2 protein-coding genes are annotated in these 2,948 nt (G+C 44.9%); both read right to left on the bottom strand.

Annotated elements, in window-relative coordinates; genetic code table 11:
* Position 1: 1 nt before the first annotated feature.
* Positions 2-742 (bottom strand): SH3 domain-containing protein, encoded by a 741-nt coding sequence (locus CXF78_RS18745; protein WP_102037607.1) that lies wholly within the window; start codon positions 740-742, stop codon positions 2-4.
* A 57-nt stretch (positions 743-799) separates the two neighbouring features.
* The coding region (locus CXF78_RS21555) for an HzsA-related protein (RefSeq protein WP_102037606.1) at positions 800-2,948 on the bottom strand (2,149 nt) is incomplete at its 5' end.

The raw sequence follows: 2,948 nt of genomic DNA, 5'->3' as shown, positions 1-2,948 counted from the left end.
ATTAAAAAAATACGCTGAATCCTATTTTCCATGTTTGGATCTCTTCATTTTCATCTCGGTCGGTTAAGGCTAACGAGAGTTTATATTCGGCCCGTAATAAAAAATTACGTGCAAGGTGATATTTAATCCCAACCGCAGCACTCATTAAGGTGCTGCGACGCGATTCGGTGTCGGCTAACACACTATGGGGTTCGGTATTAATGATCCCCGCGCCAACGCCAATGTATGGCACTACGATTAAGTCGGGTAGAGGTTGGCTAAACAGCAGGACTTCAAATACATCACTGTCTGAAATGCTCCCCAGTGCTTTACCCGCTGATATTTCAGCACTAAATACGGGGGTAAATGCATAGCCTGCATAGATATTGTAAAAATTGGCACCTTCTAAATCGCCGTACATGACACCGGCTTCTATCTGACGATTGATGACGTCTTGTTCTGTGATTAAATTGGTATCAATGGCTTGGCCATCTTGGGATAAACCTTTTAGGTTATCTTCATGAAACCAACCTTCAACGCCACGTTTGTTTTGCACTTTCAACCAAGACGTTCGCTTAAGCAGCACTGTGACTATGTCATTTTTTTCGATAATCGACACCACAGGGTAGCCAGCACTTGGCCCAGAATGTAGCTCAATAAAGGGCACCTCAATACGCAAACTTGGGTTGTCGTCGGCCTGCAACACTGGGCTTAAACACAGCAATGTCAGCAATAAAAAGGTGTTTCGTAAATATGTTCGCATAATTCCCTATCGCAAAGTCATGAAGCAAACCTATGGATTTGCTTGTGGCATGCTTTGTTAGTCTTGTGAGTAAAATGGCGTGTTGTAATATTGCGCGCCAATGTCTAACCATTCGTTGAGTAATTTGAGCTCATCGGCCGACAGCATATTTTGATGGGTAGTATTATTCATCACCTCAAAAAAGATACTGCTTGAGCGAGCACCATTAGTCGATAAAACAGCGGGTACATTGACTGTGGTTAACACTGGAATAGGGTTACCGTCTGCGTCGAGAATAAGTTCACCATTACTGTCTACTTGATAAACCACGTTGCCATCGGCATCGAGCACTTCAACTAATTTATCGATTAAAATACCGTCGACTTCTTCTTGCTCAACGTCGTTAAACAGCAATTCACGGTATGAGGTTAAGTGTGCGGCTTGATCGCCTGAAGGTGAATTGATTAACGACAATTGTCCCGCTGGTACTTGCGCTGCGCCATCTACATCGACGATATTATGGCAACTGGTACAAGTGTTATCGGCAACGATCATTTGAGTTGTTGCGTCTATAACGGGTCGAGCTAAGTCCCACAGCGGTTGAATATGTTCAACATAATTAATTTGAATGCGGCAATAGGGCGTCCAATTTTCAAAGCATTTACTGCCATTAGGTGCCGGTGTGGCTAAATTACTGTAGCTGTATTCAATATTTGGATTAACGGCAGACAATACGGGGTTAGTCCAAATATCTTGATATTTGATGCTGTCGCTAAGCTCGGCAAGGCCATTCACCATTTCATCGGCTTCGGCCATGGTTTGTCCTTGCGCAGGAATGATATTACTCGTGGCATTAGGGTAGGCTGAACCACCCGCGGCTCCGGTATTAATGCTGGCTGCTTGGGCGTCGAGTCTGCCATGAGGTAGTTGACTGTTAGCGGTATGGCAACCGGTACATTCTAGGTTTTCACCCGGCGTTAAGGTTATCCATTGACTGTGGCGTCCACCAATACGCTGACCATTGATGTCTAATACACTGATGGCCAATGGGACATTAGCAGGCACTTTTATTTTGACTGAACCATCGGGTTGAATTGGGCTATAACCGATAATTTCGCGCATGAGTTGGTTATTACTGCGGCCAAAATCAGTATTAAGGATGTCTCTTACGTCATCGGGTGGCATTGGAACACCACGTACAATTCGTAAAAAGCGAGCCGGTAAGTTGGCTGCAGGTGTTTGCGATGGGTCACTTAAACGACTAATACCACCTACGTTGGCAGTGGTGTCGATACCATCAAAGTCATAAACGCTACGAATGTGAATCGAGCCGGCTAACTCTTGGCTTAATTGCGAATCAAGTTCGTTGCCGACAACCTTGTCAGCGATAAAGGTTTTTGGTTGTGCGCTAGGTTGCATTACGACAGATTCAGTTAGCACAGTGCCTTGAGATGTGGTGGCCACTAATTGTTGAGTATTGTTGGCATTATTGAGTAGCCATAACTCGTATAATGGATCGGCTTGAATCAGATTGTCGTCAGCGAGTTGCTCCGCGGTGAGTTGGCCGCAGGCACGGACGATGTCATTTACAACAACACGACACAAATCCCAACTCATTAAAAAGCGCTGGCTGTTATCGGGTAGTGGGTATAAATGATTGATTCTACCGTTTTCTGACAATGCGGCAGAAAATGAGAAGTTAAACTCCGATAACGTGGCGTCTGTAATCGCTTCGCCTTGCGCGCCAGAGTTGGCAGTGGCTTGCTGAGCATCAATGTAGTCATCAATATTAATCAGCACCGGACGCTTTTGAATCCTGGTGTCATCCTGTGATGCCAACAACATCAATATCTCGCCGCTAGCTAATTGTTGTGGCTTGATGAAATCTATCGGCTCGGCTTGGCCGTCAAGGGGCAATTGATGCGAATGCCAGCCAAATACTAATTCGTTTTCTGTTCCGTCTGGATTCATACGGTACAGGTTAATTCCATGGCCGCCGCCCATTCGATCCCAGCGGCTGTATAAAATCTTTCCGCTTTGCAGTACCAATGGGTAAAAGTCATGGCTTAAGTTAAAGGTTAACTGCTTAATGGCGCTGCCATCTAGGTCCATTACATGGATATTAAAGGTTTCATTAGTGCGGCTTTCATCTAATGCTGTGTATTGTGGTTTACCTTCATCAAGCAAAATAGCGCGAGATAAACGTTGTCTGGTTGATGCAAATATA

It is taken from the genome of Shewanella sp. 11B5, from assembly GCF_002836795.1.
Taxonomy (GTDB): domain Bacteria; phylum Pseudomonadota; class Gammaproteobacteria; order Enterobacterales; family Shewanellaceae; genus Shewanella; species Shewanella frigidimarina.
Note: the sequence above shows the minus strand (reverse complement) of the source record. Positions and strands in the feature narration are given on the sequence as shown.

What these genes read in the sequence shown, in the direction of transcription:
- CXF78_RS18745 (WP_102037607.1), bottom strand. Translation starts at nt 742, where the DNA reads ATGCGAACATATTTACGAAACACCTTTTTATTGCTGACATTGCTGTGT.